24 protein-coding genes and 2 tRNA genes are annotated in these 26,258 nt (G+C 61.9%); 12 read left to right on the top strand and 14 right to left on the bottom strand.

The annotated features are described in order from the left end of the window. Positions 1–172 precede the first annotated feature (172 nt). On the top strand, positions 173–1,753 hold the full coding sequence (locus HWX91_RS30580) for an acid phosphatase (protein ID WP_028199139.1): 1,581 nt from the start codon (positions 173–175) through the stop codon (positions 1,751–1,753). A gap of 299 nt (positions 1,754–2,052) precedes the next feature. Next, the gene (locus HWX91_RS30575) at positions 2,053–2,436 is read left to right on the top strand and encodes a DUF427 domain-containing protein (RefSeq protein ID WP_028199140.1); all 384 of its coding nucleotides are present in this window, start codon (positions 2,053–2,055) and stop codon (positions 2,434–2,436) included. 62 nt (positions 2,437–2,498) lie between these two features. Here the strand turns inward: HWX91_RS30575 and HWX91_RS30570 are convergent. Both HWX91_RS30570 and HWX91_RS30565 read right to left on the bottom strand, forming a co-directional pair. Next, positions 2,499–2,572: transfer RNA gene (locus tag HWX91_RS30570), tRNA-Arg, on the bottom strand. A 321-nt stretch (positions 2,573–2,893) separates the two neighbouring features. Beyond that, on the bottom strand, positions 2,894–3,724 hold the full coding sequence (locus HWX91_RS30565; protein ID WP_028199141.1) for an undecaprenyl-diphosphate phosphatase: 831 nt from the start codon (positions 3,722–3,724) through the stop codon (positions 2,894–2,896). Positions 3,725–4,380: 656 nt separating this feature from the next. On the opposite strand from HWX91_RS30565, the gene HWX91_RS30560 reads away from it, so the two are divergent. The 3 genes from HWX91_RS30560 (at position 4,381) to HWX91_RS30550 (ending at position 6,667) form a co-directional block, all read left to right on the top strand. Beyond that, positions 4,381–5,313 (top strand): aldose epimerase family protein, encoded by a 933-nt coding sequence (locus HWX91_RS30560; protein ID WP_028199142.1) that lies wholly within the window; start codon positions 4,381–4,383, stop codon positions 5,311–5,313. A gap of 183 nt (positions 5,314–5,496) precedes the next feature. Beyond that, on the top strand, positions 5,497–6,216 hold the full coding sequence (locus tag HWX91_RS30555; RefSeq protein WP_028199143.1) for a peptidoglycan DD-metalloendopeptidase family protein: 720 nt from the start codon (positions 5,497–5,499) through the stop codon (positions 6,214–6,216). 124 nt (positions 6,217–6,340) lie between these two features. Further along, entirely contained in the window at positions 6,341–6,667 is a 327-nt protein-coding gene (locus HWX91_RS30550; RefSeq protein ID WP_028199144.1) for a hypothetical protein, read from the top strand. A gap of 37 nt (positions 6,668–6,704) precedes the next feature. Here the strand turns inward: HWX91_RS30550 and HWX91_RS40935 are convergent, their stop codons facing one another. Both HWX91_RS40935 and HWX91_RS30540 read right to left on the bottom strand, forming a co-directional pair. Beyond that, on the bottom strand, positions 6,705–6,860 hold the full coding sequence (locus HWX91_RS40935) for a hypothetical protein (RefSeq protein WP_156034546.1): 156 nt from the start codon (positions 6,858–6,860) through the stop codon (positions 6,705–6,707). 663 nt (positions 6,861–7,523) lie between these two features. Then, complete coding sequence (locus HWX91_RS30540; protein ID WP_028199145.1) at positions 7,524–8,252, bottom strand: pentapeptide repeat-containing protein; 729 nt, start codon at positions 8,250–8,252, stop codon at positions 7,524–7,526. A gap of 108 nt (positions 8,253–8,360) precedes the next feature. Between HWX91_RS30540 and HWX91_RS30535 the strand changes: the two genes are divergently transcribed. From HWX91_RS30535 to HWX91_RS30510, 6 genes are all read left to right on the top strand, one after another. Next, positions 8,361–8,669, top strand: coding sequence for a DUF2288 domain-containing protein (locus HWX91_RS30535; RefSeq protein WP_028199146.1), 309 nt, complete (start codon positions 8,361–8,363; stop codon positions 8,667–8,669). Positions 8,670–8,701: 32 nt separating this feature from the next. After that, positions 8,702–10,054, top strand: a complete 1,353-nt coding sequence (locus HWX91_RS30530) for an MATE family efflux transporter (protein ID WP_028199147.1) — start codon at positions 8,702–8,704, stop codon at positions 10,052–10,054. Between the two features lie 592 nt (positions 10,055–10,646). Next, positions 10,647–10,820, top strand: coding sequence for a hypothetical protein (locus tag HWX91_RS30525; protein ID WP_167346787.1), 174 nt, complete (start codon positions 10,647–10,649; stop codon positions 10,818–10,820). A 95-nt stretch (positions 10,821–10,915) separates the two neighbouring features. Beyond that, positions 10,916–10,992 (top strand) — tRNA-Pro (locus HWX91_RS30520). Between the two features lie 260 nt (positions 10,993–11,252). Then, positions 11,253–11,711, top strand: coding sequence for a phosphohistidine phosphatase SixA (gene sixA / locus HWX91_RS30515; RefSeq protein WP_028199148.1), 459 nt, complete (start codon positions 11,253–11,255; stop codon positions 11,709–11,711). Between the two features lie 181 nt (positions 11,712–11,892). Beyond that, positions 11,893–12,705 carry a GNAT family N-acetyltransferase gene (locus tag HWX91_RS30510; protein WP_028199149.1) on the top strand — a complete coding sequence of 271 codons (813 nt, stop codon included), beginning with the start codon at positions 11,893–11,895 and terminating at the stop codon, positions 12,703–12,705. A gap of 116 nt (positions 12,706–12,821) precedes the next feature. Here the strand turns inward: HWX91_RS30510 and ppx are convergent, their stop codons facing one another. Next, positions 12,822–14,447, bottom strand: a complete 1,626-nt coding sequence (ppx, locus tag HWX91_RS30505; RefSeq protein WP_028199150.1) for an exopolyphosphatase — start codon at positions 14,445–14,447, stop codon at positions 12,822–12,824. A 202-nt stretch (positions 14,448–14,649) separates the two neighbouring features. Here ppx and ppk1 point away from each other — a divergent pair, with 202 nt between their 5' ends. After that, entirely contained in the window at positions 14,650–16,713 is a 2,064-nt protein-coding gene (gene ppk1 / locus HWX91_RS30500; protein WP_028199151.1) for a polyphosphate kinase 1, read from the top strand. A 92-nt stretch (positions 16,714–16,805) separates the two neighbouring features. On the opposite strand, the gene phoR is transcribed toward ppk1, so the two are convergent. The 9 genes from phoR to folP all read right to left on the bottom strand — a co-directional run bounded on the left by phoR (position 16,806) and on the right by folP (position 26,220). Next, positions 16,806–18,119: a phosphate regulon sensor histidine kinase PhoR gene (gene phoR / locus HWX91_RS30495; protein ID WP_028199152.1), complete on the bottom strand. Its 1,314-nt coding sequence runs from the start codon at positions 18,117–18,119 to the stop codon at positions 16,806–16,808. A gap of 43 nt (positions 18,120–18,162) precedes the next feature. Further along, positions 18,163–18,864, bottom strand: a complete 702-nt coding sequence (phoB, locus tag HWX91_RS30490) for a phosphate regulon transcriptional regulator PhoB (RefSeq protein WP_028199153.1) — start codon at positions 18,862–18,864, stop codon at positions 18,163–18,165. Positions 18,865–18,890: 26 nt separating this feature from the next. After that, positions 18,891–19,595, bottom strand: coding sequence for a phosphate signaling complex protein PhoU (gene phoU / locus HWX91_RS30485; RefSeq protein ID WP_028199154.1), 705 nt, complete (start codon positions 19,593–19,595; stop codon positions 18,891–18,893). A gap of 28 nt (positions 19,596–19,623) precedes the next feature. Further along, positions 19,624–20,472, bottom strand: coding sequence for a phosphate ABC transporter ATP-binding protein PstB (gene pstB / locus HWX91_RS30480; RefSeq protein WP_028199155.1), 849 nt, complete (start codon positions 20,470–20,472; stop codon positions 19,624–19,626). Positions 20,473–20,489: 17 nt separating this feature from the next. Next, a complete protein-coding gene (pstA, locus tag HWX91_RS30475) occupies positions 20,490–21,386 on the bottom strand; it encodes a phosphate ABC transporter permease PstA (RefSeq protein WP_028199156.1) in 897 nt (298 codons plus the stop codon). Beyond that, positions 21,383–22,384: a phosphate ABC transporter permease PstC gene (gene pstC / locus HWX91_RS30470; RefSeq protein WP_028199157.1), complete on the bottom strand. Its 1,002-nt coding sequence runs from the start codon at positions 22,382–22,384 to the stop codon at positions 21,383–21,385. The genes pstA and pstC overlap by 4 nt, the downstream gene beginning before the upstream one ends. 146 nt (positions 22,385–22,530) lie before the next feature. Then, positions 22,531–23,562: a phosphate ABC transporter substrate-binding protein PstS gene (gene pstS, locus HWX91_RS30465; protein WP_028199158.1), complete on the bottom strand. Its 1,032-nt coding sequence runs from the start codon at positions 23,560–23,562 to the stop codon at positions 22,531–22,533. Between the two features lie 369 nt (positions 23,563–23,931). Further along, positions 23,932–25,290, bottom strand: coding sequence for a phosphoglucosamine mutase (glmM, locus tag HWX91_RS30460; RefSeq protein ID WP_028199159.1), 1,359 nt, complete (start codon positions 25,288–25,290; stop codon positions 23,932–23,934). A 30-nt stretch (positions 25,291–25,320) separates the two neighbouring features. Continuing rightward, the gene (gene folP / locus HWX91_RS30455; RefSeq protein ID WP_042276463.1) at positions 25,321–26,220 is read right to left on the bottom strand and encodes a dihydropteroate synthase; all 900 of its coding nucleotides are present in this window, start codon (positions 26,218–26,220) and stop codon (positions 25,321–25,323) included. Between the last annotated feature and the right edge of the window lie 38 nt (positions 26,221–26,258).

Raw genomic sequence — 26,258 nt, 5'->3', positions numbered from 1 at the left:
TTCACCTGCATGTCGCCAAAATGACATACAGCCGACGAAAATTTTGAAAAAGAGGCAATTCGTAATTATTTACATCTTTCTGTCAAACTCCTTATTCAAACTTTCTCTCGCGGTCAGTCTGTAAGCACGGTGCCTGACCGGTCCCCAACGCGAGAGAGAGAACACACACCCAATGAACAAAAAACTGATCTGCGCGACGCCTATCGCGATCGCAGCAGCGCTAAGCTTGTATGCGTGCGGCGGCGACGATGTCACGGCTCAGCCGGACATCACGTCGATCAAGACGGTCGTGGTGATCTATGCGGAGAACCGCAGCTTCGACAATCTCTACGGCAACTTCCCGGGCGCCAACGGTCTGCAGAATGTAACGGCGGCAAGCGCCATGCAGGTCGACCGCAACGGCACACCGCTCGCCACGTTGCCGCAAGTGTGGAACGGCCTGACGCAAACCGGCGTGACGCCGGCGGTGACGCAAGCGATGACCGCCAATCTGCCGAACAGCCCATTCGCCATCGACGATCCGAACGGCTTCAATACGCCGATCACGGCCACGACGCGCGATCTGTATCACCGCTTCTATGAAAACCAGATGCAGATCAACGGCGGCAAGAACGACAAGTTCGCCGCGTGGGCGGATTCGGGCGGTCTCGTCATGGGTCACTACACGCTCAACGCTGACAAGCTGCCGCTGTGGAAAATCGCCCAGCAATACACGCTGGCCGACAACTTCTTCATGGGCGCGTTCGGCGGCTCGTTCCTGAATCACCAGTGGCTGGTGTGCGCGTGTACGCCGACCTACCCGAACGCGGACAAGAGCCCGGCGGTCAATTCGATCTCCGCGGTCGAAAGCGACGGCGTCACACTGAAGGTAGCGGCCAACTCGCCGGCATCGGCCTTGACCGGCGCGCCCAAGTACGTGAATTCGGGCAACCTGACGCCTGACTTCTACGCGGTCAACACGATGCAGCCGCCGTATCAGCCGAGCGGCAACAAGCCGGCTTCGGGCGGCGACGCGAACCTCGCCGACCCCGGCGCGGCCACCACGCTGCCGGCCCAGACGCAACAGCATATCGGCGATCTGCTGAACAACGCGAAGGTGTCGTGGGCGTGGTACGGCGGCGCATGGGGAGCGGCGGTCTCGGCGGCGCAGAACGGCACGTCAAATGTGATCTACGGCGCGAATCTGACGGCGCCGAACTTCCAGCCGCATCACCAGCCATTCAACTACTTCGCCGACCTCGCACCGGGCTCGGCCAACCGTTCGCAGCACTTGCTCGACGGTGGTCTCGCAGGCTCCGAGTTCATCAAGGCAATCGACGCGGGCACGCTGCCGCAGGTGTCGTTCTACAAGCCGCAGGGCAACTTGAATGAACACCCGGGCTATACCGACGTTGCATCGGGCGACCAGCACATTGCCGACGTGATCTCGCATCTGCAGAAAAGCCCGCAGTGGAACAACATGCTGGTGGTGGTGACATATGACGAGAACGGCGGCTTCTGGGATCACGTGGCGCCGCCGAAGGCCGATCGCTGGGGTCCGGGCACGCGCATTCCCGCGCTGATCATCTCGCCATACGCGAAGAAGGGTTTCGTCGATCACACGCAATACGACACGACGTCAATTCTGCGCTTCATCACGCGCCGTTATTCGCTGCCGACGCTGCCGGGTATCGCCACACGCGATGCGGCGCTGGTCAGCAACGGCAGCAAGCCGATGGGTGATTTGACGGCGGCGTTGAATATCAAACAGTGAACGGTTCGCGATTCACAGACACGTAAAGTCGGTAAGCAACAGTCCGCTTGATGACGGGACTTTGACAGGGCAGCTTCGGCTGCCCTTTTTCGTTTTCGTTGCGCGAAGAACAGGACGACGCAACACGGCATACGCGGCGTGTCGCGGAGCAGGCGGCGACACAACGCGTTTTCATGAGCGGCGTATGCTTCGACGCAGGACGCGATCATTCGCGCCGATGGCCGCTTGCAATCGCTCGCAACCGCTTGCCGCTTGGCAACGAATTGTGGATTTGCCCACTCATCCAGGAGTTCGACAGCATGACTGAGAAAACCATCAAGGTCCCCGGGCCCGATCATCCGATTACAGTCGAGCCAGCCCAGGCTCGCGTGGTGGTGACGGTAGCCGGCCGCGTGATCGCGGATACACGCAATGCGCTCGTACTGCGTGAGGCGTCGTATCCGCCGGTGTATTACATTCCGCGCAACGACGTCGAGATGACACTGCTGGAGCGCACCGATCACGCAACCTATTGCCCGTACAAGGGCGATTGCGCGTATTACAGCATTCCGATCGGCGGCGAGCGTACGGTGAATGCGGTCTGGACCTACGAATCGCCCTACGCGCCCGTGAAAGAGATCGCGCAGCATCTGGCGTTCTATCCGAACCGGGTCGATTCGATCGAAGTGCAGCCGGCGGGATGAAGGAAGGGTCAGGCGCGCACCGCTGCTGTGAGGCGCGATGCGCGAGGCCTAAGTTTTTGAAGTACGGCAGGAGGGACTCGAACCCCCCACCCTCGGCTTAGAAGGCCGATGCTCTATCCAGCTGAGCTACTGCCGTAATGAAGTGAGGCGACGCTACACGAACGTGTACAACATGCATCGCCCGCAATGGGAACCCGCATCGGGCGCTGGAACCTGTGCAATATCGCTGCGGCACGGTCCAGTCAGATACCGAAATTGTAACTGAGCGGGCCACGGACTGTGGAAATCCGCTCCGGCCCAGCAACCCCGCGGGGGCGGAACGTCGCAAAACTCGCAAAACAAACGGGCCCAGCGACTTGAGCCGGGCCCGGATTATAACCGATCGTTTCTTGCCCGCCAGTAGCCCGTCAGGCGCCTGTTAGCACTCAGCGCATGGCCGCGCACATGTCGGCCGCGATCAGACCGGCTGCGGATGCAGCATAAACCAGCCGAGGAACACGATCCCCGCGATTACGCAATACACGCCGAACGAAGCCAGACGTCCGCGGCCTTCGAAATAACGCATCAGGAAACGCACGCTGAGATAGGCGGCGATTGCAGTCAGCACGCCGCCGAGCAATGCATCGGCGAGTTGGCCTGGCGCATGAAACAGTTTCGGCAATTCGAGTACGCCGGCCGCGAAGATGATCGGCGTGCCGAGCAGGAACGAGAACTCGGCGGCCTTCTCGGTCGTCAGGCCGGCCGCATTGCCGGCGATCATCGTGAGCCCGCTACGCGAGAAACCCGGAATCAACGCGCCAATCTGAGCGAGGCCGACAAAAAACGCCTGGCGGAAAGTCAGCTTCTCCGGCGCCTGATGTGCGCGCGACCGTTGCAGGCGATCGCCGAACCACAGCAGCACGCCGTTCACGATCAGCGCGATGGCGACGATGCGCAGATCGTGGAAAATCCGCTCAAGACGTTTCTCCAGGATCAACCCAACGAGACCCGCCGGAATCGTGCCGATGATGAGCGCCCACATCATGTGTGCGTTGTCGTTGGGACGGCCGCCGAGCGACGCGAAGAAGCCCCGCACCAACTCGCACCAACGCTTGCGGAAGTACCACAGCAACGCGAAGGCCGTACCGAGGTGCAACGCGACGAGGAACGGCAGCAATTGCGGCGCATGCTTGTCGATATGCATACCGAACAATGCGGGCACAAGCAGCGTATGGCCTAGGCTGCTGACCGGAAACAGTTCGGTGACGCCTTGCAGCACGCTCAGGAAAATCAGAAACGACAGGTTCACGCGGCGGTCCTTGTAAGGAAAATGTCGGGGAACAGCGCGCCGCAATAGAAAATCGACGGCGCGTCAAAAGCGCACCGATTATGCCTGGCTGCAAAGTCAGCGCCAAGCGTTTGGGCCACATTCGGGGAAATAATGACGCGCTGCGTCACAACTGGAAACCGTTGTTACGCCGCGGAAAAGAAACGGGGCGCCGCCGTCGGCCGCCCAGCCATCGCGAGGGATTCAAAGCGCTGGACGCGCCTGACTCACGCCGGGCTCGTGCCGATAGCCCAGCAGAAAATGAGGCGGGCTACGACCGGATCAACGTTCGAGCTTGTAGAAGAAGTAGACAGTGCTTGCCGCGAACATGCCGAACAGCGTCAAACCCATTGCCATTGCCAGATCCATCACGCCTCCTGAGCCGGTCTCGCCCGATCGTCAATGTTACCGGGCAGTCAACGGATTATCGGCAAGGTTGGGGCTTCCAGACCACCCGCAATTTCCCCAGAAGGGTTTCCCCGTAGCGCAAAGCAGCGCAGAATCGTCCCGTCGCGAGTTGCCGCGCAGCGCCGCCCGGACGTCCTCAACCTGTGTTCGAGTCACGCTCGCCCACATTTATCGCGCCGCCGAAGCACCTTCAAACCACCCTCAACCCTTTATCCACCAGCCCACCGACCATGCCGCTCTCCCCGCAACAGGACATTCTCGAGATCGCCCAGGACACCTCCGTGCTCCGTTTCGCGCCGCAAGCCGGTGGCCGTCTCTTGTCGTGGACCATCGACGACAAGGAGGTGATCCATTGGCCCGAAAACGCCGACTGGAGCCAACCCGCGAGAATTCGTGGCGGCAACCCGCTGCTCTTCCCGTTTCTCGGCCGGCATCGTGTCGACGGCAAGATCGGCTACTGGCGTGACGCACAAGGCACGGTGCGCGCATTGCCGATGCACGGCTTTGCCCGCGATCTGCCCTTCGAAGCCCACGCGGACGTGAACGGCGCCGGCTTGCGCATGACCCTCACCGATAGCGACGCGACACGCGCCGGCTATCCGTTCGGTTTCCGCTTCGAGGCAATCTACCGGCTTGCCGATACGCATGCGCTGGACGTCACGCTAAGCACGACCAACACCGGCAACACGCGGCTGCCCTATTACGCGGGTCATCACTTCTATTTCACGCTGCCGCACACGCAACGCGCCGAAACCTCGCTGGAACTGCCGCGCACCGAGCGGCGTTATCAGCAGGACGATGGCTCGATCAGTGCCGCCGAGCCGGGCGCGGCGCGCTACACGTTCGACGAGGCGCGCATTCAGGATCGCTTCCATTGTCTCGTCGGTGAGCCGGACCAACGCGTGCGCGTGGTCGCGCCAGGTCTGAACCGGCGCATCACGATCGATCTGCAACGGCCGGACTCGCTGCCCTGGTACGCGGTCACGACATGGACCGAAGCCGCGGACTCGGACTTCTTCTGCGTCGAGCCGTGGCTGGGCCTGCCGGACGCGATCCACAACGGCATGGGGTTGCGCTGGCTCGAAGCAGGCGAAACCGAAATGGCGACGCTGCGTATTACCGTCAGCGAGAACGTCGCTGATAACGCCGGCAACCCGCGCTGATTGCCGATTTTCCGCACCTTGCTACGTGCCGGATTACGCAGCATTCGCCGCGTAATCCGGTGTGCGCACCCGCCTCGACATCCGTTTTTCGGGTGCTGCAGCGCAAAACCGTTAGAATCGGACGCTTTGCACTTACCTGCCGCGTGATCAGGATCGGCGCGTGGCAGCGCTTTGCGAGGTCCAATGCTCAACAGAACAAGAATGGTGAAACGGCTCGCCTGCGCGTCGTTATTGGCGGTGCTCGCTGCGTGCGGCTCCGCTCCGGTGGGACCTGGTTTTTATCGCGTCGAACGGGGCGATACGCTGTCGAAGATCGCGCGCAGCAACCGGCAATCGGTGCAAAGCATCGCGCGCTGGAACAATTTGACCAACCCGGACAGCATCGAGGTGGGCCAGGTGCTGCGCGTCGCGCCACCGGGCAATGCGGCATCGTCCACGAGCGGGGCGGTCCGTAGCAGCGGCGCAGGCAGTGCGAGCGCTTCAACTGCGCCGCGCCCGGCGCCCGCCGATAGCTCGCCGTCGCCCGCGCCGGTTTCGACCATATCGCTGGTATGGCCGGCCGACGGCACGATAATCCGGCGCTTCGACGGCGGCAATTCGAAGGGCATCGACATTTCGGCGGCAGCAGGCACCCCGGTGGTCGCCGCGGCGGCCGGCACGGTGGTCTATGCGGGTAACGGCTTGCGCGGTTATGGCAACCTGCTGATTATCAAGCACAATGCCGAGTATCTGACCGCCTATGCGCACAACCGCGTACTGCTGGTGAAAGAAGGGCAGTCCGTTGCGCGCGGCGAGAAAATCGCTGAAATGGGCGACACCGATACCGATCGTGTCATGCTGCACTTCGAACTGCGTTATCAGGGCCGCTCGATCGACCCGTCGCGGGCATTGCCGCCGCGCTAGCCGTCCGCTGCGTCAGGCACGCGCCCTGCAACCGTCGAGGGAACCGGGCACGCTGTAACACGCTCCATCCTATGCATGACGTGGCCTCGGCCACGTCCTCCCCGTCACCTGTAAGGAACCTGCAATGAAGAGCGCACTCGCGTCCTTTACAACGGCCGCGGCGATCAGCCTCGGTCTGCTGACCCTCGGCAGCCTCGGCGGCTGCTCCAGCACGACCACGATGACTTACTTGCCGAGCGGCGACACGGGCTTTGCGATCAACTGCAGCGGCAGCGACGCGAGCTCCAGTTGGGCCGAGTGCTATCAGCGCGCCGGCCAGGTCTGCGGCAACTATGGCTACGACGTCATTTCGAAAGACGTCGACAACGGCGCTACCTCGGGCGGTACGGTCGGCGGAATTTTCGGAGCGAACGTCAAAAACCGCTCGATGGTGATTCGCTGCAAGCAGTGAAGGCGAGACAAAACCCAATAACGGACAGGGCGCGACGCTAGCGCGAGCGGCGCCGCCAGCGTCCGGAACGCGGGTCGATGCGCGCGGCGAATGCGAACAGCAGACCGAGCGCAATCGGCCAGATGCCGAGGAAGATGGTCAACCAGGCCATGATCATTGAAAGCGAAAAGTAATTTTCAATGATCCGTGCCACGTGTGAATTCGTGGTGACGCCGGCTTGAAACGGCTGTGACCAGGCAAAAAAAAAAGCCCGGCACGAGGCCGGGCGAACGGGGGTTCGGCGCATATCGGCAAAGGACCGGTTCACCATGCGCCAAAACGGAATCTAACAACCTGCTTTTACAAGCGCAATCTATTAATTGCACTGAAAATGTGACGCGGCGTACGGAATCCGCATTATGTGAATGAAAATGTCGGAAATAAGCGAGCTGAATACCCAGATCCATTGCGGACGAAACGGCACGCAAACGGCAACACGAAAAACCCACGCGTTGCCGCAATGCCTTATGAATCAATCATCTGCCCGCACTGCACCGGAAAGGCCTGACGAAAGCCATTCCCCGATTCCCGCGTGCCGCGCCCAGTATGATCCGGACGCTTTATGCCTTGCGAACCTTTGGTGCGCCAACGCACCATACTGATCTATTAGTGAATATCGGGCGATCGAATAAAGAGTCGCCTTCCGCCCAACGCATTCGCGAACGGCGAATATATTAAAATAATTGTCAGATCAACTGACAAATCGCAAAGCTTAAAATCAGCCGCGGTTAATGAATCGATAAATCGGATGATAGGCGCGAGTCGCCATTCGTTCAAGCTGGCCGAATGGCTAAACCCAGCCAACTCGAACTGGCGATCACATGACACGCAGGCCCAGTTCGGTCACCAGCACCGCCGCCTGCTGATGCGAAATCGTCGCGCCTTTGAAAAGCGCCGCATCGACGAGCCGCACGCCGCTCAGGTCAGCCTCGCGCAGGTCCGCACCGTCAAAACGCGCACCTTTCAGATGCGCATCTTTCAGGCTGCCGCCGTCGAAAATCGCCTCGCGGAAGTCGACACCGGCCAGATCGGCATCGGAGAAATCGAGTTGCTGCAGCGTGGCCTTGCGAAACGACAGGCCGCGCAAATGCGCCCCCACCAGCAAGGTTTCGACGAAGCTCAAACCGAGCGCCGTACAGGCTTCGAAGTTGGCGCCAGTCAGCTTGCAACTGTGAAACGACGCCGAGGCAAGCTTGGTGCGCCGCCAACTGGTGTTGTTCAGGTCGCTCGACTGAAACGCCGCGTCGACCAGATCGGCCGACGCAAAATCCGCCTCGCGGCCACGACACCGGACCCAGCGGGTGTGGGACAGCAGCGCGCCGAAAAATGACGTCTCGACAATCGTGCAGCGATGAAATTCGGCGCCGCGCAGATCGAGTCGCGACAGATCGGCGCCTTCGAAATCGCAATCCGTGAAATGGAGCGGCTCTTTAGTCCCCGCGGCGCTCGCAGCGATAAGGCGTTCCACGTCGGCGCGCGTGAGTGTGACGCCAACCAACCCGTGAGCTTGTGCGTCCGAAGCCGGCGCCGTTGAATCCAGTGACATGAAGGTTCAAAATGATTTTCGAAAGACCTCAAGCGTACCGGAACGCGCGCCGCCCTGGCGACCCGTGCCGATGGTTTATAGTAACGGCCCCGTCAGAACCCACTTACGATGACTTCCAACGACGCCACTCATAGCCCGCTGTATGCCAAGCTGCTCGCCGAAACCGCCAGGATCGGCTGGGTCGAACTCGAACGCTTTTTTGCGCGCGGCATACTGCTGCGCGTTGCGCGCGATATCGATCTGGTGAGCGTCGCGGAGGCCATTGCCAGCGACGACACCACACAAGTCACGCAATGGCTGTCGGCCGGCCTCGTCGAGCGTGTGCAGGCGGAAACCGCCGCCGATTTCGCGGCGCGCGATCCCGATCTGTGGGCCGTGGTCGTCTCGCCATGGGTATGCGTGCAGGAACGTAATTGAGCGACCCGGCGCAGGCCCCGAACGAAGTCCCCCTGGCGGGCGGCGCGGCCGCGACGCCACCCGCGGTTCCGGTGCGCTGGCACCGCCGGGTGCTGACGCTGGCGTTCCCCATCGTCCTCGCCAATCTGACGCAGCCGATTCTCGGCGCGGTCGACACCGCCGTTGCCGGCCATCTGAACGGCGCTTCCTATCTTGGCGGCGTGGCCCTTGGCGGTCTGTTCTTCAACTTCGTGTTCTGGGGCTTCGGCTTCCTGCGCATGGGCACCACCGGCCTCGTCGCGCAAGCGCACGGCGCGGGCGACCATGCCGAATTGCGCAACACCGTCGTACGCGCGCTGTTGCTCGCGGCAGTAATCGGTGCAGCGGTGCTTCTGCTGCAAATGCCGCTGATAGGCTACGCGTTGCGCGCGATCGGCGGCAGCGACGCGGTGCAACGCCACGCGCAAATCTACTGTCACGCTCGCATCTGGGCCGCGCCGCTCGCGCTCGGCAATTATGTGGCGCTCGGCTGGCTGCTCGGCACGCAGAAAGTTCGGCTCGCGCTCCTGTCGCAGGTCTTTATCAACAGCGTGAATATCGCAGCGGTGCTGCTGTACGTGTACGTATTCGACTGGGGTGTGGCCGGCATCGGCGCGGCCACGGCTACGGCCGATGCGCTCGGCTTCATCCTCAGCGCTGCATTGTTGTGGCACGGCAGACCGCGTGGCCTGCCCGCGCTGGACCGCGCCGCCCTCTTCGACACTGCCGCGCTCAAACGTCTCGTCGTGCTGAATCGCGATATCTTTGTGCGCACGCTCTGCCTGCTTTCGTCGTTCGGCTGGTTCGCGCATCTCGGTGCGAGGCAGGGTGACGTCACGCTTGCCGCCAACGCGCTGCTGCTCAACTTTCAGACCTTCATGGCCTATGGACTCGATGGCTTCGCGCACGCCGCCGAAGCACTGGTAGGCGCTGCGATCGGCGCGCGCGACCGGCACGCTTTCGCGCAGGCCGTCAGGGTGACGGCGCTGTCGTCCGCCCTCGGCGCACTGGGCTTCTCGCTGGTGTACTGGGGCGCGGGATCATGGATCATCGGCGGCCTGACCAATCAGGCAGCGGTGCGTGCCACGGCCGAAACCTATCTGCCGTGGGCTGCGCTGTTGCCGGTGATCTCCGTCTGGGGATTTCTGCTCGACGGCGTGTTCATCGGCGCCACGCGCACGCATGAACTGATGATATCGATGATGCTGTCGTTTGCGGTGTTCGTCGTGGCTTCGTGGGCCTTGCTGGCGCTATACGGCAACCACGGTTTGTGGGCCGCCATGCTGATCTTCATGGCGGCGCGCGGCCTCACGCTTGCGCGCTTCCTGCCCGGCGTTGTACGCGGCATGGCAGGCGTCGCCGCGTGAGCTTTGTTTCAGGGTCCGGCGTGCCGACGGTGCATGGTTTTGTCTTAGGAACGCGCACGTCGAGGTCCCTCCGCGGCGGATGAACGACACGCCATGCGTTCATTCCCGCAACGCCGTACACGGTTATTTACGGCTTGAAACAAGCGCACACATATCGCGCGCACACCGCGCCCTAGAATGACTGCAGCCCGCGCTCTCCGCGCATACAGTCTGCGCGGGTCAGAAGCACCGGCGTGCCCGCGCCGGCGCTTCGCTTTTGTTACCAGCAGGCGCTCTCAGGGCGCTGGCGCTATCACAGGCGGGCGGTCGTCGGTAGGTACGCCGTGGTAATCGACGGGATCTTTCGGCGGCGGGCCGCCATGATGCCCGGAAACATCGTTGGCACAGCCGGCGAGTCCGGCAGCCAGCATCAACGCAATCGATAAAACGCGGTTCATAGACTCTCGATACAGAATGACGATAACGGCAATGAAGCGCCGAGAGTCTACCTGCAATTCGCGTCCGACGAAGTCGCCGTAAGCAGTCTCCCACCTCCCATTTTGTTACGCGTGACCTACTATAAAGGCACAGTTGCGTGTCATAGGAGACTGCCATGGACGCTGAATCGATCGCAGGTCTGATCGGACTTGCAATAGGTCTGCTCGTGTTGCTCGCCCTGTCGATTTTCGAAGCGAGGACCTACAGACGCGAACACGACGGCGAAGGCTTCCTGCACCACTGGATCGCGCACCAGCACATGCCTCACTGGATGCGCCGCCGGCACTGAGAGGACAAACTTCGTCGACGGCGAGGCCTTTTTTCACTCCGGCGCAATTCGTGGTTGACTCTGGCACCTAATGCCACGTAGAATCTCGGATTCGTCGGAGCGTAGCGCAGCCTGGTAGCGCATCTGATTTGGGATCAGAGGGTCGAAGGTTCGAATCCTTTCGCTCCGACCACGAAAAAGCAGTACGAAACCCGCGTCGCCTCCGGCTTCGCGGGTTTTTGCTTTTTGGCGTCCGGTAGAACCCAGGGCCTAGGGGCATTTGCTGCCTCATGCTCGCATCCTTATAGCCGCCGACGGCGGCATACGCCCGCACCGATACTCCTCACCCGTCCTCACCCGCGCCACCGCCTTGCGCCCTCACGAGCGCGCATGCGACAGTGATTGATATCCGGCGCCGCTATTCACGCCGCAACCAGCGTCAAGGAGACACGCATGAATCTGATCCTCTGGCGTCACGCCGAAGCCGAAGATTTCGCCCCGAGCGATCTCGCCCGTGCGCTGACCACGAAGGGCCGCAAACAGGCGCAAAACGTCGCCAAATGGCTACGCACCCGCCTGCCCGACGATGCCATCGTCCTCGCGAGTCCCGCCGTGCGCACGGTGCAGACGGCGGAAACCTTGAGCGATCAGTATCGCGTGGTGCGCGAACTCGCGCCCAACGCCAGCGTGGACGACGTGCTCACGGCCGCCGGCTGGTCAAAAGGCATTGCGCCGACCGTTGTGATCGTCGGCCATCAACCGACCCTCGGCCATGTTGCGGCGCGTCTGCTCGGCAACAGCGAAGCGAGCTGGCCGCTGAAGAAAGCCGGCCTCTGGTGGATAGAAAGCCGTGAACGCGACGGCGACGACCAGGCCGTGCTGCGCGCGGCGATGAGCCCGGACCTGGTCTAGGCCGGTCGCGCGGAAACAACACATACCGCGAACACCACCCGCGCGGCCCACGACATTACAAGCCGCGGGCACGCAGCTTACGGGCCGTCACCTAATCGTCATGGCTTTGCCATGCGAGCGTCACCAGGCGTTACTACATTGGCGAAAAAAGAAATCCCCCTCTTTTCGACCAGGACGCCACATGCGAGAACTGCCGACGCCCACCCTGCCCCTGGCTTCCATCTTCGAAACGCGCCGTCTGCCGCGCGCCGAGGAGACGGTCACCGCCCAGCATCGCCTGCAAGTCACATGGGCACGCACCGACGAGGAACTGCGCGAGGCCCAGCGTCTGCGCTACCGTGTATTCGCCGATGAAATGGGTGCGCGCCTGACGGGTCCGGCCGGCCTCGACGTCGATGCATTCGACTCATACTGCGATCACCTGCTGGTGCGCGATCTCGACACGCTGAAGGTGGTCGGCACCTATCGCGCACTGCCGCCGCACCAGGCCGCCCGTATCGGGCGCCTGTATGCGGAAAGCGAATTCGACGTATCGCGTCTCACGCACCTGCGCGCGAAAATGGTCGAAGTGGGCCGCTCCTGCGTGCACCCGGACTATCGCAGCGGCTCGGTAATCATGTCGCTGTGGGCCGGCCTCGCCGCCTACATGAAGCACAACAGCTACGAGACGATGCTCGGTTGCGCGAGCGTCGCGATGGTCGACGGTGGCCACTACGCAGCGAATCTTTACTGCTCGCTGCGCGACAACGCGCTGACGGCGCCGGAATATCGCGCGTTTGCGCATACGCCGTTGCCGGTCGAAGAACTGCAGACCGGCGCCGACGTTGCACCGCCGCCGCTCGTGAAAGGTTATCTGCGCCTCGGCGCGAAGATCTGCGGCGCGCCGGCATGGGATCCCGACTTCAATACCGCGGACTTTCTGACGCTGTTGCGCCTCACGGATATCAACGCGCGTTACGCACGGCACTTCCTCGGCGACGCCTCGCCGCGCTAAGCATCATAAGCATCGAGCAAGCCCGCGCGCACCAGCGGGCAGCTTCAGCCGGCTGACGATGCAGATAAAAAAAGCCCGGCGAATCCGCCGGGCTTTTCATTTACAACGCATCGATTTCAATCGTCGGTGTAGACCACACGATACGGAATGCCAACCTTCTCCCATTCCGCGGCCTCCTGGATCAGGCTGTAATCGGTCAGCGGATTGTTAGCCACCCATTCGTTCGGCAAACGCACCTCATAACCGCCGTTGACCTGCGCAACCGCGATACCCGGCAGGCCGACATCCGCACGCCGGCGGCACAGCAGCGCTGCCAGCCGCAGACAGAACAACAACGGCCATTCCACTTCGCGCGTTTGCGACAGCTTGCCGAGCTTGCCGGCGTGACCGAGCACCAGCGCGGCAAGCCGCGCCTGATCGGTGCGCGAAAACCCCGGCATATCGGCGTTGCTGGCGATATAGGCCGAATGCTTGTGATAGGCGCTGTGGGAAATCGACAAGCCGATTTCGTGCAAGGCCGCAGCCCAACCGAGGAACATGCGGTTCTCGGCGCGCCGCTCCTCGTCTGGCTCGGCAAACTGGTCGTAAAAGCGCACCGCAAGTTCACCGATACGCCCGGCCTGCGCACGGTCCACGCCATAACGGCGCATGAAGCCTTCCACCGTCAGCGTACGCATGTCCTCGTGCTGCGCGCGGCCCAGCAAGTCGTACAGCACGCCGAGGCGCAGCGCGCCGTCTGTCGTATCGACGTAATCCACGCCGAGTTCGTCGAACACGGCGATCATGATCGACAGACCGCCTGCCAGCACCGGAATGCGATCGGCCTTCAGCGCGATCAACTTCAGACGATTGACGTTCTCCGCCTTGATCAGCGCGCGTTTGAGACGCTCGAGCCCACCGCGCGAGATACCGTGCGTGATGCCCGGATCATTGAAGCCGTTTGCCTCGACCAGTTCCGCGAGCGCCCGCGCGGTGCCGGACGAGCCAATGGCCTGTTCCCACCCGGTTTTTTTGTACTCCGAGGAAATGATCTGAATTTCCCGGCTTGCGGCGAGTTCAGCCTGGCGCATCGTGTATTCGTCGACATTGCCGGCCGGGAAAAACGCGCGGCTGTGGCTCACGCAGCCGATATACAGGCTCTCCATCTTGATCGGCGTGTAGTGCGAACCGATGATGAATTCCGTCGAACCGCCGCCGATATCCACCACGAGACGCTTGCCCGCGCTGGCAGGCACGGAGTGTGCAGCGCCCGCATAAATCAGACGCGCTTCCTCGCGTCCGGCGATTACTTCGATCGGGAAGCCGAGTGCCGCTTGCGCCTCACCGAGAAACTCATTGGCGTTCTTGGCGATGCGCAGCGTATTGGTGGCGACGGCGCGCACATGGTCGGGATGAAAGTCGCGCAAGCGCTCGCCGAAACGCTTGAGCGCGTCCCAGCCGCGCACTTGCGAGGCGCGGTCGAGCATCTTGTCGCGCGACAGACCGGCGGCAAGACGCACCGGCTCGCGCAATGCGTCGACCTGATAGATCTGGCTGCCTGCATCGGTTTCTTCTACCCGGCCGACGATCAGCCGGAAGCTGTTCGAGCCGAGGTCGACGGCAGCAAGCAGTTGTGGAGTATTGACCATCGAGTAAGCGAACTCCGTGCGCGCGTGTGCGGCGGCGTTGAATGCGGAAGGCGCCGGATGTCCATTCGGTGCCTTGGACGCCTTATGGCCGGCCGCGCGGTTGAAAGACGCCATTCTAAGCGTACCGGGCCTCACGATGTCGCCTCGCAGTAATGGGGGTGCCCTATGGTCCCACACGCACTGCGTCACAATTACGACACGCGACGATTACGGCGTAGAATTTATAACATTCCGAATGTCATAACAACGTCATCATACTGTGAGAATTTCCGAGCGTCTTTTCGTCTCCCTTCCTGACATTCCATTCTCGCTGCCGATGTCCATCCGCTACCCCTTATTGAATCGCGAGCTGGGCATTCTGGGTTTCAACGAGCGTGTGTTGGCACAAGCTGCCGACCCCGCCGTCCCTTTGCTCGAACGCCTGCGCTTCATCTGCATCACCAGTAGCAACCTCGACGAATTCTTCGAAGTCCGCATGGCCGGACTGCAGGAACAGATGCGCGACAACCCCGGCGCGATGTCGCCGGACGGCATGTCGCTGCAGCACGTATATGACCTCGTGGTCGAGCGCGCGCAGCGGCTCGTGCATCGTCAGTACACCATGCTGAACGACACGGTGTTCCCCGCGCTCGAAACAGAAGGTATCTATTTTCACGGCACTGAAGCGTGGAACGAAGCGCAGACCGAATGGGCGCGCAATTACTTCTTCGACGAACTGCTGCCGGTACTCACGCCGATCGGCCTCGATCCGGCTCATCCGTTTCCGCGCGTGCTCAACAAGAGCCTGAACTTCGTGGTCGAACTCGAAGGCAAGGATGCGTTCGGCCGTCAGGCGATGATGGGCATCGTGCAGGCGCCGCGCGCCCTGCCCCGGCTCGTGCGCATGCCGCAGGAACTGTCGGGCTATCCGCATGGTTTCGTGCTGCTGAGCTCGTTGCTGCAGCGCTTCGTCGGCGAGCTGTTTCCGAATCTGGTGGTGCGCACCTGCAATCAGTTTCGCATCACGCGCAATAGCGAACTGTTCGTCGACGAAGACGAAATCACCAATCTGCGGGTCGCACTGCAAGGTGAACTGCCGGCCCGGCATCTGGGCAACGCGGTGCGGCTCGAAGTGTCGGCGGATACGCCCACGCACGTCGTGCGGCGCCTGCTCGACGAAAGCAGCCTGACCACCAAGGATTGCTACTTCGCCAACGGCCCCGTCAATCTGGTGCGCCTGATGCAGTTGCCGGAGATGGTGGACCGCCCCGATCTGAAATTCGTACCGCATATTCCGGCGATTCCGGCGCAGATCGCCAACAGTGCGAGCATGTTCGACGTGATCGACCACGGCGACGTGCTGCTCCACCATCCTTACGAAAGCTTTCAACCGGTGCTCGAACTGCTGCTGCAGGCGGCTAAAGACCCGAACGTGGTGGCCATCAAGCAGACCATCTACCGCACCGGCACCGATTCCCCGCTAATGGACGCGCTGATGCAGGCGGCGCGTAACGGCAAGGAAGTGACCGTGGTGGTCGAACTGCTCGCGCGCTTCGACGAGGAAACCAATATCAATTGGGCGTCGCAGCTTGAAGCGGTGGGCGCGCACGTCGTGTACGGCGTGGTGGGTCACAAATGCCACGCGAAGATGATGCTGATCGTGCGGCGGGTATCGTCGGGCGGCAAGACCACGCTCAAGCGCTACGTGCATCTGGGCACCGGCAATTATCATCCGCGCACCGCGCGCCTTTATACCGACTTCGCCCTGATGACCGCGGATCAGCAGATCTGCGAAGACGTGCACCACGTATTCCAGCAACTGACCGGTATCGGCGGCGAACTGAAACTGCACGAGTTGTGGCAGTCGCCATTCACGCTGCATCCGAAACTGGTTGAGGCGATTCGCGCGGAAGCAGCTCACGCGCGCGCCGGCAAAAAGGCGCGCATCGTCGCGAAGATGAACGCGCTGCTTGAACCCACCGTGATCGCCGAGCTGTACGAGGCCTCGCAGGCCGGCGTGAAGATCGATCTGATCGTGCGCGGCGTGTGTTCGTTACAGCCGGGCGTGCCGGGTTTGTCGGAGAACATCACCGTGCGTTCGATTGTCGGGCGCTTCCTTGAGCATCATCGCATTTTCTATTTCTACGACGACGGCAAGGAACAGGTGTATCTGTCGAGCGCCGACTGGATGGACCGCAACTTCTTCCGGCGCGTGGAAGTGGCGTTTCCGATCAACAACCGTCGCCTGAAACGGCGTGTGATTGCCGAAGGCCTGTCGGCGTTTCTCGGCGACAACCAGTCCGCGTGGCTCATGCAAAGCGACGGTCACTATCGGCGCCGGCGGCCGGGCAAATCCTCGCGCAATGCACAGATGAGTCTGCTGGCGAAATTCTGTTCGTGAGCGCGTGGTCGCGTTCGCTCGCCACACAACGGCGACGCGCATAAAAAAAGCCCGCCTTTGCTACAGGCGGGCTTTTTTTCGGACCACGACTCCTAAACCGGCGCTGGTTGCCGACGCGCCGTGCGATATGGCGGGAAGCGCACGGTGAACGTGCTGCCCCGCCCTTCTTCGCTCTTCACGTCGAGTTGTGCATCGTGCCGTTGCAGCACATGCTTGACGATGGCGAGACCGAGGCCCGTGCCGCCCGTATCCCGCGAACGGCTACGGTCGACACGATAAAAGCGCTCGGTCAGACGGGGAATATCCGCGGCCGGAATCCCCAGGCCGCTGTCCGTGACCGAGAAAACCGCACTGCCGCCGTTGCTGTGCCAGGTCACCGTGATCGCTCCGCCGTCCGGCGTATAGCGAATCGCATTGGTCACGAGATTGCCGAGCGCACTGAGTATTTCCGTTTCCATGCCGGTGACGGTGAGTCCTTCGTCGGCGTCGAACACGATGTTGTGATGGTCGCTCGACAGGCTTTGCGCGTCGTCCTTCAGATGGCGCAACACCGCGCGCATATCGATCATCTGATCGCTCGGCGGCTTGTTGTCGCCTTCGAGTTTCGCGAGCACCAGCAAGTCGTTGACGATATGGCGCATGCGCGAGGCCTGCTGCTCCATCAACTCAAGGTAGCGCGCACGCTCGGCTTCGCCTAACGGCAATTCCCGCATCGTCTCGAGAAAACCGGACAGCACGGTCAGCGGCGTCTTCAATTCGTGCGAGACATTGGCGACGAAGTCGCGCCGCATCGCGTCGGTACGCTCCAGCTCGGTGATGTCTTGCGACAGCACCAGCTTGCGATTTTCACCGTACGGAAACACCTGCACCGACAGCACGTTCTGACGCTTGTCGCCCATGCCGCGCATGATCAGCATCTGTTCGTAGCGCTGCGAATTCAGGTAACGCACGAAATCCGGCTGGCGTACCAGATGGGTGATGTGCTGGCGCAGATCGCGTTTCGCGTCGAGCCCGAAATGAAGTTCGGAGATCGCGTTGCACCACTCGATCTGATCGTGATCGTCGAGCATCGCCACGCCGTTCGGCGACGCCTGGATCGCCTGAATGAAACGCGAATGCTGCTGCTCGACCTGGCGCACCTGCGCATGCCAGCGCTTCGCGAGCTTATGCAGACGATAGTAGATTTCGCCCCAGATGCCGGGGGCGCTCGGCACTTCCCCGTAGACCGGCGCATCGAGCAAACGCCACAAGCGCTGCTTGTGAAAGGTGCTGAACAGAGTTTGCGCGAGCAGCATGACGATCGCGAGGATCAGCCCTGCCTTGACGTTCACGAGTGCGCCGACCACCACGCACAGAACAGCCAGCAGCACGACCGACACGATGGAACGTGCCCAGATGATGTTCATGTTCTAGCGATCGAAGAGAAAGGTACTACCGCGAACTCAGGCGTCAGGCGCTCTTCGCGAGCCGGTAGCCGCTGCCGCGTACCGTCTCAATCATAGCATCGCATCCGGCGGGCTTGAGCGCCGCGCGCAAACGCTTGATGTGCACGTCGACCGTGCGCTCTTCGACGAACACGTGATCGCCCCACACCTGATCGAGCAATTGCGTGCGGCTGTGCACGCGCTCGGGGTGCGTCATGAAGAAGTGCAGCAAACGGAACTCGGTCGGACCGAGATCGAGCTTGATCTCGCTGCCTTCCGCATGCGCGGCGACGCGATGCGTTGCCGGGTCGAGCTTCAGACCGTTGATCGCCACGAGGTCTTCGGTCAACTGCGGCGCACGGCGGCGCAACACCGCCTTGATACGCGCCATCAGTTCCTTCGGCGAAAACGGCTTGGTGACGTAGTCGTCCGCACCGATTTCGAGGCCGAGCACCTTGTCCTGTTCATCGCCACGCGCGGTCAGCATGATGATCGGAATGTGCTTGGTGCGTTCGTTGTTGCGCAGATCGCGGGCGAACGCAATGCCTGACTTGCCCGGCAACATCCAGTCGAGCAGGACGAGGTCGGGCAGTACGTCGCTGATCAGGTTCTGCGCCTGCTCCGCGTTGTACGCGCGAATCGGGCAGTGTCCGGCGTGTTGAAGATTGACCGAAATCAATTCGGAAATGGCGGGCTCATCTTCAATGACGAGAATGCTGCTGGGCATCGGCACCTCTGGTCCTTATCTCTGGATTAACTTAGCGCTTCGCGTTCGAGCGCGTCGCGCGACTTGTGCCGCACGTCGGTGCCCTTGACGATGTAGATGATGAATTCGGCGATGTTCTTCGCATGGTCGCCGATCCGTTCGATCGCCTTGGCGATGAACAGGAAATCGAGGCCCACCGAAATCGAACGCGGATCTTCCGTCATGTACGAAATCAGCTTGCGAACGAAAGCGCGGAATTCTTCGTCGATCGCCTTGTCGTCGCGCACGATCTGCGCGGCGGCCACCGTGTCCAGGCGCGCAAAAGCGTCCAGTGCACGGCGCAGGATCGACACCGCCATTTCGCCCGACAATTTGATCTCGGCGATATTGATGGTGCGCGACGCGCCGTCTTCCATCAGACGCTTGGTGCGCTTGGCGATTTTTTCGGCTTCGTCGCCGGCGCGCTCGAGATTCGTGATGGTCTTCGAAATCGCGATCAGGAGGCGCAAATCGCGCGCGGCCGGTTGACGGCGCGCGATGATGTTGCTGCACTCTTCGTCGATTTCGACTTCCATCGTGTTCAGGCGCTCTTCGGCCGCGATCACCTGTTCGGCGACGTCGAGGTCGAAGTTGTTGAGCGCAATCATAGCGTTGACGATCTGCGACTCGACGAGGCCGCCCATTTCGAGCACCTTCGACGAAACGAGGTTCAGGTCGGCGTCGAACTGGCTGGACAGATGTTTATCGGACATGTCGTACCCCTTTGTTTTGCGCGGCGGCTTAACCGAAGCGGCCAGTGATGTAGTCCTCGGTTTCCTTGCGGACCGGCTTGATGAAGATCTTTTCGGTATCGCCGAATTCGATCAGTTCACCGAGGTACATATAGGCAGTGTAGTCCGAACAGCGTGCGGCCTGTTGCATGTTGTGAGTGACGATCACCACCGTGTAATCGCTCTTCAGTTCAGCGATCAATTCTTCGATACGACCCGTGGAAATCGGGTCCAGCGCGGAACACGGTTCGTCGAGCAGCAACACTTCAGGACGGATCGCAATGCCGCGCGCGATGCACAGACGCTGCTGCTGGCCGCCGGACAAACCGTAGCCGCTCTGGCCCAGCTTATCCTTCACTTCGTTCCACAGCGCGGCCTTGGTCAGCGCCCACTCCACGCGGTCGTCCATTTCCGAGCGCGGCAGCGTCTCGAACATCTTCACGCCGAACGCGATGTTGTCGTAGATCGACATCGGAAACGGTGTCGGTTTCTGGAACACCATGCCGATCCGCGCGCGCAGCAGCGAGATATCGCGCTTGGAGGTCAGCAGGTTTTCGCCGTCCATCAGGATTTCGCCTTCGGCGCGCTGCTCCGGATAAAGCGCGTACATCTTGTTCAGCGTGCGCAGCAGAGTGGACTTGCCGCAACCCGACGGGCCGATGAACGCGGTCACCTTGCCTTCGGGAATGCGCAGGTTGATATTCTTCAGCGCGTGATACTTGCCGTAGAAGAAGTTCAGATCGTTGATCTCGATCTTCGGGCGCGACGGCGCTTGCGCCTGGCCGCTTTGGGCGGGATCGAAACCGGCGGGCGCCGTGGGACGCGCGCTCGGATTGAGTTGAGTTTCTGCCATATTCATCGGATTACACTCCGCCCTTACTTATTCGAAAAGATCGTGCGCGCGAGGATGTTCAATCCCAGCACCGCGAGCGTGATCAGGAAGACGCCGGCCCACGCGAGCGATTGCCACTGCGCAAACGGGCTCATCGCGAACTTGTAGATCGTGACCGGCAGGTTCGCGACCGGCTGGTTCATGTCCATCGAGAAGAACTGATTCGACAACGCAGTGAACAGCAGCGGCGCGGTTTCGCCGGCAATGCGCGCGACGCCGAGCAGCACGCCCGTCACGATACCTGCGATCGACGCCTTCAGCGTAATCGACAGCACCATCTTCCACTTCGGCGTGCCGAGCGCGAAAGCGGCTTCGCGCAGTGCGTTCGGCACCAGCTTCAGCATGTTTTCCGTGGTACGGATCACAATCGGAATCTGCAGCAGCGCGAGCGCGAACACGCCGGCCCAGCCACTGAAATGCCCCATCTTCGCGACGACGAGCGCGTAGACGAACAGACCCACCACGATCGACGGCGCCGACAACAGGATGTCGTTAATAAAGCGAGTGACGCTCGCAAGCCAGCCCTTCTGACCGTATTCGGCAAGATAGACCCCCGCCAGAATGCCGATCGGCGTGCCGACAAACGTTGCGAGCGCAACCAGCATCAAGCTGCCGACGATCGCATTGGCGAGACCGCCACCGTCGGTGTTCGGCGGCGGCGTGGACTGCGTGAACAACTCCACGGACAAGCCGCCGATACCCAGGCGCAGCGTCGTATAAAGAATCCACACCAGCCACAGCAGGCCGAACGCCATGGCGGCGAGCGACAGGGTCAGCGCAACCGCGTTCTTCGCGCGGCGGCGGCCTTGCAGACGCACGCGCATCGCTTCGAGCGCCGCGGCGTCGTTCGAACCCGGCATATTCAAGGTCGGCTGGCTCATTTCGCGCCCTCCCCTTTTTCGAGGCGCAGCAGCATGATCTTCGAGATTGCCAGCACGATGAAAGTAATCACAAACAGGATCAGCCCGAGTTCCATCAGCGCCGACGTATGCAGACCAGGATCCGCTTCCGCAAATTCATTGGCGAGCGCCGAGGTGATACTGTTGCCCGGCGAGAACAGCGAGACGTTGTCGAGCAGATTGGTGTTGCCGATCACGAAGGTGACGGCCATCGTCTCGCCGAGCGCGCGGCCGAGACCGAGCATCACGCCGCCGATCACGCCGCTCTTCGTGAAGGGCAGCACGATTTTCCACATCACTTCCCACGTCGTGCAGCCGATGCCGTACGCCGATTCCTTCAGCAGAACCGGCGTGACTTCGAACACGTCGCGCATCACCGAGGCGATGTACGGGATGATCATGATCGCCAGAATGACCCCGGCGCACAGGATGCCGATCCCGATCGGCGCACCCTGAAACAGCGCGCCGACGAACGGGATGCCGCCAAGCACGACGCCGAGCGGCTTTTCGAACCAGGTCGCGAAAATCGGCGCGAACACCAGCAGACCCCACATGCCGTAGACGATCGACGGGATCGCGGCAAGCAGTTCGATGGCGATACCGAGCGGACGGCGCAGCCACGCGGGCGCGAGTTCGGTCAGGAAAAGCGCGATGCCGAAGCTGACGGGCACCGCGATGATAAGTGCAATGAGCGAGGTCGCGATCGTGCCGTAGATGGGCACCAGTGCGCCAAATTGTTTGCTGGGTGGATCCCAGTCGGCGGTCCACAGGAACGCGAGGCCGAACTGTTTGATCGACGGCATGGAGGCGACGATCAGCGAAACGATGATGCCGCCGAGCAGCAACAGGGTGATGATGGCGGCGAGCCGGGCAAGTCCGCCGAAAATGACGTCGCCGGCGCGGCTCGGGGCTTTTTGCTGCGACGCGCTGCCGGGCGGTGTCGACCTCGACGCGCCAGACGCTAATTGGATATCGGACATGAGAGCCTGATGGACCTGTTTCCAGTTGCCGCACGACACTTGTCGTGCGGCCGATAAAGCTGACGTAGTGCCGGGGTAATGCCATTGGCCGTCCTCAAGTGAGGACGGCCAATGTCTTGCTGCATGCCTACTGCCTGGCGCTTCGCTTACTCAGCGAGAGCCTTGCCCGAAGCATCCTTCACTTTCGACTTCCACTGCGAGCGGATTTCAGCCGTTACCGAATCCGGCAGCGAGATGTAGTCCAGATCGTTTGCTGCCTGGGTGCCGTTCTTGAACGCCCAGTCGAAGAACTTCAGCGTTTCCGTGCCTTGCGCCGGCTTGTCCTGCGCCGTGTGCAGCAGCACGAAGGTTGCGCCGACGATCGGCCATGCGTCCTTGCCCGGCTCGTTCGTCAGGATCTGGTAGAACGACTTCGACCAGTCCGCGCCCGCTGCCGCTGCCTTGAACGTTTCCGTCTTCGGCTCGACCACGGCGCCCGTCGAGTTCTTCATCGCTACGTACGTCATGTGGTTCTGCTTCGCGTACGCCCATTCCACGTAACCGATTGCGCCCGGCAGACGCTGAACGAAAGCGGCGACGCCGTCGTTACCCTTGCCGCCCGTACCCGTCGGCCAGCTGACCGTTGCGCCTTCGCCGACCTTTGCCTTCCAGTCCGCATTGACCTTCGACAGGTAGTTCGTCCAGATGAACGTGGTGCCCGAACCGTCGGCGCGGCGAACCACGGCGATGTCGGTATCCGGCAGCTTGATCTTCGGATTCAACGCGGCGATTGCCGGATCATTCCACTTCTTGATCTTGCCCAGGTAGATGTCGCCGAGCACTTCGCCCGACAGCGTCAGTTCACCCGCCTTCACGCCCGGCACGTTGACAGCCGGCACCACGCCGCCGACTACCGTCGGAAACTGGAACAGACCTGCCTTCGCGAGTTCATCGTCCTTCAGCGGCGCGTCCGAGCCGGCGAAATCGACGGTCTTCGCTTCGATCTGCTTGATACCGCCCGACGAGCCGATACCTTGATAGTTGACCTTGCCGCCACCCGACTTCTGATAGGCGTCAGCCCACTTCGTGTAAATCGGTGCTGCGAAGGTGCTGCCCGCGCCGGTGATGTCTGCGGCTTGCGCTGCGATCGCGAAAAGCGCGCCAGCGACGCCAGCGAACACGGTTTGCATCAATTTCATGAGACCTCCAAGGGTGTGAGCGGTGTGAGCGAATAACACGAACACCGCGAAGCTTAGGGTCTCTTTGTGACAGTAACGTGACTAACCGTGAAACGGATGTGACAGTGGGATTACGAGGTGAAAGGCGCTCGCGCGGCGAAATTGCCGGTTTAGCGGAGTTGCGGGCGCCGCTTTACAGATTAGGCGAAAAAGATGGGGCGCGAACGTTTGCGTGGGAGTGTGCGTGCGAATGGGAGATGATGCGAGGTTCGTTATCTCGTTGAAAGCTCCGCACTGCGGCTCAATGCCGCATCGGGAACGGTCGACTGGCGGCGGGAGGGCTTGTGTACTCAAAGCCGCCCGCCGCCGTCACGACGGTATGGCCGGTGTTTAGGCCGTAGCCTGCTTCACGGCGTCAGCGATCGTTTCGGCATGGCGAACCGCGTCGTTGACGTCTTCCGCCTCCACCATCACGCGCAGCACGGGCTCGGTGCCGGACGCACGGATCAGCACGCGGCCGCGGCCGTTCAGCGCGTCCTCGGCCTTGCTGATCGCACCCCGAATTGCGGCGCTACCCTTCCAGTCCGCGCCGGGCTGCATCCGCACGTTGATCAGCTTCTGCGGGAACAGCGTGACACCGTGGAGCAGCTCTGAGAGCGTTTTGTCGCTGCGCTTCATCGCGGCCAGCACCAGGAGGGCCGACACAATGCCGTCGCCGGTCGAATGGCGGTCAAGAGAGAGAATATGGCCGGAACCTTCCGCGCCCAACTGCCAGCCGTGCTCGCGCAACTGCTCGAGCACGTAGCGGTCGCCCACCGCCGCGCGGACAAACTTCACGCCCGATTCCTGCAGCGCGACTTCGACTGCCATATTGGTCATCAAGGTACCGACCGCGCCTTCCACTTTGCCGTCGGTCGCCATGCGGTCCTTGACCAGCACGTACAGCAGCTCGTCGCCGTTATACAGGCGGCCGGCCGAGTCCACGACCTGCAGCCGGTCGGCGTCGCCGTCGAGCGCGATGCCGAGGTCCGCGTGGTTCGCGCGCACCGCGCGCACCAGCGCGTCCGGCGCAGTCGCACCGACGCCGTCATTGATGTTGAATCCGTTCGGCGCGACACCGATCGGAATCACATCGGCACCGAGTTCATGGAACACGTGCGGCGCGACGTCGTACGCGGCGCCGTGCGCGCAGTCGACCACCAGCTTCATGCCCCGCAAGTCAAACGCCGCCGGGAAGGTGCTTTTGCAAAATTCGATATAGCGACCGGCTGCGTCGTCTAGGCGCCGTGCCTTGCCGAGTTGCTCCGAGGCTGCGCAGGCGAGCGGCAGATCGAGTTGTTCCTCGATCTGCAATTCCACTTCGTCGGGCAGCTTGTTGCCATCAGCGGAGAAGAATTTGATGCCGTTGTCGTAGTACGGGTTATGCGACGCACTGATCACGACGCCGGCGGCGAGCCGCAGCGCGCGCGTCAGGTACGCAATGCCCGGGGTCGGCATCGGCCCGGCCAGCATGACGTCGACGCCGGCTGCGGAGAAGCCCGCTTCGAGCGCGGCTTCGAGCATATAACCCGACACGCGGGTGTCTTTACCGATCAGCACCGTGGGCCGCGTACCCGTCTTGGCCCAGCGATCCGCGCCCGCGAGCACTTTGCCGGCCGCGTAGCCGAGGCGTAAGACAAACTCCGGCGTGATGGGCCCTTCGCCAACCTTGCCCCGAATTCCGTCCGTTCCGAAATAGCGACGTGCCATCTTTTATGTTCCTCCTTGGCTTTTTTGGGGTCAGCCGCGCGCGCGGCTGTAGTGTGCCGCGTCGCGCATGGCTGCCCAGACTTTCAATGCATCCACCGTTTGCGCGACATCGTGTACGCGCAAAATGGCCGCGCCACGCCCGGCGGCGCACACCGCTGCGGCGACGCTGCCCGCCACGCGCTCCGGCGCCGGGCGTCCGACCACCGCGCCGATCATCGACTTGCGCGACATGCCGGCGAGAATGGGGTATGGCGGCTCAGCCTGCGGCGCCGTGTCCGGCAGATGCGCGAGCAACGCGTAATTGTGTTCGACCACGGACTTGCCGAAGCCAAAGCCCGGATCCACGCTGATACGCGCGCGGGCGATACCTGCCTGCCTCAACGTTGTCACCCGTTCTTCGAGAAACTGCCGCACTTCGCTCACCACGTCCTGATAATCAGGCTCGCGAAGTTGCATGGTCTGCGGTTCACCGAACATATGCATCACGCACAAACCGCACTCGCTGTCGCGCACGGCATCGAGCGCACCGGGCATCCGGAAGCCCCAGATGTCGTTGATCAGATCGGCGCCCGCGGCCAACGCGCGGCGCATCACTTCCGGCTTGTACGTATCGACCGACAGCGGCACGTTCGCGCCGTGCAGTTGCTCGATCAGCGGGATCACCCGCTCCAGTTCTTCGTCGAGCGGCACGGGCGGTGCGCCCGGCCGCGTCGACTCGCCACCGATGTCGACGATGTCCGCGCCGGCGAGCAGCATGCGCTCGGCCTGGCGCAGCGCTTCGCCGCGCATCGCGTACTGGCCGCCATCGGAAAAGGAATCAGGGGTGACATTAAGGATGCCCATGACCAACGGGCGTTCGAAGGTCAGCTTGAAGCGGCCGCATTGCAGCGGTTCGGGAATGGGAAGAAAGGGGAATTCGACTTTCGGCACGTAGCGGTCAATCACGTAAAACAGATAAATGCAAAACG

Origin of the sequence: Paraburkholderia fungorum, assembly GCF_902833645.1 — a bacterium.
GTDB lineage: Bacteria > Pseudomonadota > Gammaproteobacteria > Burkholderiales > Burkholderiaceae > Paraburkholderia > Paraburkholderia fungorum.
This window is presented reverse-complemented; position numbering and strand designations above follow the sequence as displayed.

What these genes read in the sequence shown, in the direction of transcription:
- phoU (WP_028199154.1), bottom strand. Translation starts at nt 19,595, where the DNA reads ATGTCCGATAAACATCTGTCCAGCCAGTTCGACGCCGACCTGAACCTC.
- HWX91_RS30510 (WP_028199149.1), top strand. Translation starts at nt 11,893, where the DNA reads ATGCGAGAACTGCCGACGCCCACCCTGCCCCTGGCTTCCATCTTCGAA.
- pstA (WP_028199156.1), bottom strand. Translation starts at nt 21,386, where the DNA reads ATGAGCCAGCCGACCTTGAATATGCCGGGTTCGAACGACGCCGCGGCG.
- HWX91_RS30560 (WP_028199142.1), top strand. Translation starts at nt 4,381, where the DNA reads ATGCCGCTCTCCCCGCAACAGGACATTCTCGAGATCGCCCAGGACACC.
- glmM (WP_028199159.1), bottom strand. Translation starts at nt 25,290, where the DNA reads ATGGCACGTCGCTATTTCGGAACGGACGGAATTCGGGGCAAGGTTGGC.
- HWX91_RS30540 (WP_028199145.1), bottom strand. Translation starts at nt 8,252, where the DNA reads ATGTCACTGGATTCAACGGCGCCGGCTTCGGACGCACAAGCTCACGGG.
- phoR (WP_028199152.1), bottom strand. Translation starts at nt 18,119, where the DNA reads ATGAACATCATCTGGGCACGTTCCATCGTGTCGGTCGTGCTGCTGGCT.
- pstC (WP_028199157.1), bottom strand. Translation starts at nt 22,384, where the DNA reads ATGTCCGATATCCAATTAGCGTCTGGCGCGTCGAGGTCGACACCGCCC.
- sixA (WP_028199148.1), top strand. Translation starts at nt 11,253, where the DNA reads ATGAATCTGATCCTCTGGCGTCACGCCGAAGCCGAAGATTTCGCCCCG.
- ppk1 (WP_028199151.1), top strand. Translation starts at nt 14,650, where the DNA reads ATGTCCATCCGCTACCCCTTATTGAATCGCGAGCTGGGCATTCTGGGT.
- pstS (WP_028199158.1), bottom strand. Translation starts at nt 23,562, where the DNA reads ATGAAATTGATGCAAACCGTGTTCGCTGGCGTCGCTGGCGCGCTTTTC.
- HWX91_RS30550 (WP_028199144.1), top strand. Translation starts at nt 6,341, where the DNA reads ATGAAGAGCGCACTCGCGTCCTTTACAACGGCCGCGGCGATCAGCCTC.
- pstB (WP_028199155.1), bottom strand. Translation starts at nt 20,472, where the DNA reads ATGAATATGGCAGAAACTCAACTCAATCCGAGCGCGCGTCCCACGGCG.
- HWX91_RS30525 (WP_167346787.1), top strand. Translation starts at nt 10,647, where the DNA reads ATGGACGCTGAATCGATCGCAGGTCTGATCGGACTTGCAATAGGTCTG.
- HWX91_RS30535 (WP_028199146.1), top strand. Translation starts at nt 8,361, where the DNA reads ATGACTTCCAACGACGCCACTCATAGCCCGCTGTATGCCAAGCTGCTC.
- ppx (WP_028199150.1), bottom strand. Translation starts at nt 14,447, where the DNA reads ATGGCGTCTTTCAACCGCGCGGCCGGCCATAAGGCGTCCAAGGCACCG.
- HWX91_RS30555 (WP_028199143.1), top strand. Translation starts at nt 5,497, where the DNA reads ATGCTCAACAGAACAAGAATGGTGAAACGGCTCGCCTGCGCGTCGTTA.
- HWX91_RS30575 (WP_028199140.1), top strand. Translation starts at nt 2,053, where the DNA reads ATGACTGAGAAAACCATCAAGGTCCCCGGGCCCGATCATCCGATTACA.
- HWX91_RS30580 (WP_028199139.1), top strand. Translation starts at nt 173, where the DNA reads ATGAACAAAAAACTGATCTGCGCGACGCCTATCGCGATCGCAGCAGCG.
- phoB (WP_028199153.1), bottom strand. Translation starts at nt 18,864, where the DNA reads ATGCCCAGCAGCATTCTCGTCATTGAAGATGAGCCCGCCATTTCCGAA.